This is a genomic window from Streptococcus parasanguinis, from assembly GCF_001578955.1.
Taxonomy (GTDB): domain Bacteria; phylum Bacillota; class Bacilli; order Lactobacillales; family Streptococcaceae; genus Streptococcus; species Streptococcus parasanguinis_U.
In genome coordinates, this window is record NZ_KQ969689.1 from 692,183 (window position 1) to 697,448 (window position 5,266).

A 5,266-nucleotide genomic window follows, 5' to 3' on the forward strand; every position below is an offset into this window, starting at 1 on the left:
GTAAAGGCTCCTCTTAGTCGCAATTTCTTTAGATTTAGGGTACAATAAGAATACAACTTTTCACGTATTGGAGGAGCAGATGTTTAAGTGGATGAGACGCCTGATTGGCATGGTGATCGTTTTATTTATTTTATTAGTGGTCCTATTGGTTCCTGGATCTATTCCTGAAGGGGAGCAGCTGAGAAATGTGCAGGCAGGGAGTTCTTTGATTGAGCTAGCTCAAAATGCTGTTTCAAATGCCTCTGTGAGCACCGAAGGACTCTCAACTGAGCTGAGTCTCAATTCTGTGCAATTGAGTCAGGTCGTAAAAACAAGTGCTGGTTCTGCCCTTGACAATTCTGACTATCAAAAGATGGCACTAGGAATGGATGGCAATGACCTTCACGTCAAAGTTCCTGTTTCCTTAGGGCCAGTTGATAGCTATCTAGATTTAACCATGACCGGTCAAGTTGAAAACAATGTCATGAATTTGACCGTAACCGGTGCTAAATTAGGGAAAATGCCCTTTCCAAAATTCTTGGTTCTCAATTATTTGAAGGATCAATCCAATCAAAATGGAGGCGGCTTTACAGTGAATGGTGATCAAATCACCCTTGAGATTCCTCAAGCAGCCTATAGTATCTCAAAAGCGAGAGTGGAAAATGGCAATGCGAAGGTAACTGTTAGTATATCCTTGTTTTAAGTCTTTGTAATTGGAGTTGTCATGCTTGTCTTTGAATTTTGTGCAGAGAATTTAACTTATATTGATAAGGCGATAGCTGCTGGGGCAGGTCGCATTGAACTGTGCGACAACCTGGCAGTAGGCGGGACTACACCGAGTATAGGTGTGATCAATGAAGCAATCAAACTGACAAGAGAGAAGTCCGTGGATCTATGTGTTATTATCCGGCCCCGTGGTGGCGATTTTGTCTACACTGAGCTGGAAGTCGAAGCTATGCTGACGGATATTCGTGCTGCGAAAGAAATAGGGGTTACTTCTTTTGTACTGGGTGCGCTGACGAGTGATCGAAAGTTGGACCAGAGGGTCATGCAACTTTTACTAGCAGCCTGTGGAGAGGCAGAGGTGGTCTTTCATATGGCCTTTGATGAGTTAGCTCATACAGATCAGCTAGAAGCGATTGAGTGGCTTTCTGATAAAGGTGTGGCCCGCATTTTAACACGAGCTGGAAATCCAGGTGCCACACTCGAGCAACGTTTTGCACACTATCATCGTTTATTAGATGCGGCTAAGGGAAAGATTCAGATCCTGCCAGGTGGGGGTGTGACCCTTGATAATCGTCAGCTCTTTTTGGAGCAATTGGGCGTTTGTCAACTGCATGGCACTCGCATCGTGTTTTAAAAAAGAAACGATCACTGCTTGAAGTAGTTTTGAAGATCCGTTATCAAGGTTGGGGACGTTGTTTCCAGCCTCTTCTAGTGCAAAAATGAATAAGGGAGAGGAAATGTTTTTAGAGCATTATTTTGACCGCTACACCTTTCAGCCAGAAAAGGGATTGGCTTATGGATTTGAAAAGAGAGAAGCAGGCTATGAGTACCAGTGCCCAGTCTTATCTGACACTTTTCTCTTAAAGGTCCAGGTCTACGACCATAAGATTTCTTTTCAGGTCTATGATCAGGATACAGGAGACGAGTATATCCAGATCCATCAGGAACAGCTACAAGGAAATTTTGTTGGCCAAGTCAGGGAAGCCTGTCATGAAAGTCTTGCAAGAATCCGCCAAGCTTGTTTTGAGGTAGAAGAATTTCTCTATCCTCAAGCCAAGCGTCTCATGGCCTATATCTCCCTGCACTATCAGGGAACGATTGAGTATTTGTGGGAGAAATCTCCGGAATCCGGTGCCATTCGCCACCGAGACACCCTCAAGTGGTATGGTGTCTTTATGACCATTGATTGGAAAAAACTGGATGCTGGCAAGTCTGGGAAAATAGAAGTCTTAAATGTCAAGTCTGACCAAGTAGCCCATTTCATCCAGCAGAAAGGGATTTATCCAGCTTTTCATATGAATAAAAAATATTGGGTGAGTATCCCCTTAGATGGAACAATTGCTGATGAGGAGTTGTTTGCTCTAGTGGATAGTAGCTGGCAACTCACCAAAAAGGGGAAATAAGATGAATCTGTTGAGGAAATTATCTTGGTTTTTTAATTTAGAGAAGAAGCGATACTTGATCGGGATAGGGTCCTTGATCTTGGTTAGTTTTTTAAACCTCATTCCTCCAAGAATCATGGGACTTGTGATCGATTTGATCGATAAAAGAAGGCTGACACTGGGGCAGTTAGTTGTGGATATCGCCCTTTTGGTCCTCGCAGCTCTAGCCATGTATGGTCTTCGTTTTGTCTGGAGACGCTATATTTTTGGGACGGCTAATAAGTTGGCTCGGATCTTGCGTTACCGTTTGTTTCAGCAATTTACGCTCATGTCTCCGTCTTTTTATCAGCGTTATCGGACAGGGAATCTCATGGCCCATGCTACTAATGATATCAATGCGGTAACCATGTTTGCTGGTGGCGGCGTTATGTCTGCAGTGGATGCTTCCGTGACGGCCTTGGTGACTCTAGTCAGCATGTTTTTCATGATTGATTGGCGCTTAACCCTCTTGGCTATTTTGCCCCTACCGGTTATGGTGGTAGTGACTTCAGCCATTGGGCGCAAAAACCACAAAGCCTTCAAAGAAGCCCAAGAAGGCTTCTCAGAGCTGAACAACTTTGTTCAGGAATCAGTATCAGGAGTCAAGGTGACTAAATCATTTGGCTTTCAGGCAGATGAGATTCGGGCTTTTGAAAAAACCAATCAAATGGTTTTTTCAAAGAATATGACTTCAGCCGGTTACAATGCTTTGTTTGATCCGACCACTCTTCTTTTTGTCGGTCTCTCCTATGTTTTGACGCTCTACTTCGGGGGGCTATTTGTTCAGGAAGGGAGCCTGACGGTTGGACAAATCGTAACTTTTATTACCTACCTTAATATGCTCGTCTGGCCCCTTCAAGCCATGGGCTTCTTGTTTAATATTAGTCAGCGGGCTAGCGTCTCCTATGATCGGATTGAGACACTTTTAGCAGAAACACCTGATATCCAAGATCCAAGTCAACCAGTCACAGACATCCAAAACGGAGATCTAGAATATGACATTAAAGAATTTGCCTATGAGAAAGAGCCTGTCCTTGAGAAGGTTGCCTTTCATTTAGAAAAAGGGCAAACCCTTGGAATTGTAGGACCAACTGGATCTGGAAAGACCACCTTGTTGCGTCTCTTGCTCAGAGAGCATGACTTGGAGCAGGGAGATATTTTGTTAAATGGGATCTCCATCAAACATTATCGCTTAGAAGATCTTCGAAGCTTGATCGGTTACGTCCCTCAAGATCAGATCCTCTTTGCCATGACCATTCGCGAGAATGTAGCTTTTTCAGATCCACAGATCCAGGAAGAAGAGGTGATGAAGGCTCTGAGAACTTGTGGAGTCTATGAGGATATTCTGGCCATGCCAGACCAGATGGAGACAGTGCTGGGAGAGAGAGGGGTCTCTCTTTCTGGCGGGCAAAAGCAACGGATTGCCATGAGTCGTGCTTTGGTCATGAATCCTGAGATCTTGATCTTAGATGATTCCCTGTCTGCAGTAGATGCTAAGACAGAACACCAAATCATTGAAAATATGAAGCAGGAACGCAAGGGGAAAACAACGATCATCACAGCCCATCGCCTATCAGCGATCGTTCATGCGGATTTGATTCTGGTAATGGAGAATGGACAGATCAAGGAGCGAGGAAATCACGAGGAATTAATGGCTCAAAAAGGTTGGTACTATGAAACCTATCAAGCCCAACAATTATCAGAAGAAATGGAGGGAAAGCTGAATGAAAACATCTGAAGCTCATGTGATGAAGCGGCTCTTGACTTACATGTGGCGTTATAAATGGTTAACGGCCCTAGCCTTAGCCTTTACCTTTCTAACTAGTCTGTTATTGACGGCGATCCCTCTTGCAGCTCGCTGGTATATTGACCACCTAGTGGATCCAACAGAAGCCGGCTCTCCAGTACTGACAGCTTTTCAGTTTCTCATTCTATACTATGGCTTATTCATTGGGCGCGTGCTGGCAACTTATCTGAGTCAGTTAACCTTTGCGCGTGTATCCAATTCTATCGTAAGAGATATCCGTTTAGATATTTTCCAAAATCTTCAAAGGCTGGGCATGTCCTTTTATGACCAGACAGCAGCAGGTTCGATTGTCTCGCGGGTGACCAATGATACACAGGCAGTCGCAGATATGTTTTCTACGGTCTTTTCAAGCCTGGTTTCATCCTTTTTACTCTTTCTAGTCACTCTAGTAACCATGTTTAGCTTGGACTGGCATTTGACCATTTGGATCCTGCCTTTTCTTCCCATCATTTGGTTTTCCATCCGTCTCTATCGCAAGTTATCCAATCGCTTGGTCAAGATGACCCGACAAAAATTATCAGATATCAATGTAAAATTATCGGAATCCATTGAAGGAATGCGGATCGTGCAGGCCTTTCGTCAAGAAAAACGCTTGACGGATGAATTCGAACAGATTAATGGGGAACATTTGGATTACGCCAACCGATCTGTGGATGTCAATTCCCTCTTTTTGAGGCCAGCTATGACCCTGTTACAGGTTCTGGCTTATGCGGTTATTCTAACCTTTTTCGGCCTAAATTGGCAGTCCTCTGGCTTTACAGCAGGTCTTATCTATGCCTTTATCCAGTATGTTAGCCAGCTTTTCCAGCCCTTGATTGATGTCACTCAAAATTTTGCAACCTTGCAGACCTCAACCATTTCTGCAGGTCGTGTCTTTGAGATGATGGATCGAGACGACTATGAGCCCAAGCAAGCTGGTAGCCTGAAAGAAATCGAGCGGGGAGATATTCGCTTTGACCATGTATCTTTTTCTTATGATGGCAAAAGGGATGTCCTAAAAGATATCTCCTTTGAGGTCAAAAACGGACAAACCATCGCTTTTGTTGGTCATACTGGTTCTGGTAAATCCTCTATTATCAATCTCTTCATGCGCTTTTATGAATTTGATCGTGGCCAGGTCTTGATTGATGGACAGGATATCAAGGACTATAGCCAGGAAGCCTTGCGCAAGTCCATTGGTCTAGTGTTGCAGGAACCCTTCCTCTATCATGGAACCATTGCTTCTAATATCCGGATGTACCATAAAGAATTGACAGATGAGGAAATCCGACAAGCAGCTGCATTTGTGGATGTGGCAGACTTTATTGAGAGTTTACCTGGTGGCTATGACCAT

General features: G+C 44.0%; 5 protein-coding genes. All 5 read left to right on the forward strand.

Features of this window, described 5'->3' with window-relative positions; translation table 11 throughout:
- Nucleotides 1-79: 79 nt before the first annotated feature.
- Nucleotides 80-682, forward strand: coding sequence for a hypothetical protein (locus SPADD19_RS03320; RefSeq protein WP_061455196.1), 603 nt, complete (start codon nucleotides 80-82; stop codon nucleotides 680-682).
- 21 nt (nucleotides 683-703) lie between these two features.
- Entirely contained in the window at nucleotides 704-1,339 is a 636-nt protein-coding gene (locus SPADD19_RS03325) for a copper homeostasis protein CutC (protein ID WP_061455197.1), read from the forward strand.
- Nucleotides 1,340-1,424: 85 nt separating this feature from the next.
- On the forward strand, nucleotides 1,425-2,108 hold the full coding sequence (locus SPADD19_RS03330; protein WP_241496449.1) for an MmcQ/YjbR family DNA-binding protein: 684 nt from the start codon (nucleotides 1,425-1,427) through the stop codon (nucleotides 2,106-2,108).
- Between the two features lies 1 nt (nucleotide 2,109).
- A complete protein-coding gene (locus SPADD19_RS03335; RefSeq protein ID WP_061455199.1) occupies nucleotides 2,110-3,864 on the forward strand; it encodes an ABC transporter ATP-binding protein in 1,755 nt (584 codons plus the stop codon).
- A partial coding sequence (locus SPADD19_RS03340; RefSeq protein WP_061455200.1) for an ABC transporter ATP-binding protein occupies nucleotides 3,851-5,266 on the forward strand: 1,416 nt, incomplete at its 3' end. The genes SPADD19_RS03335 and SPADD19_RS03340, both read left to right, overlap by 14 nt.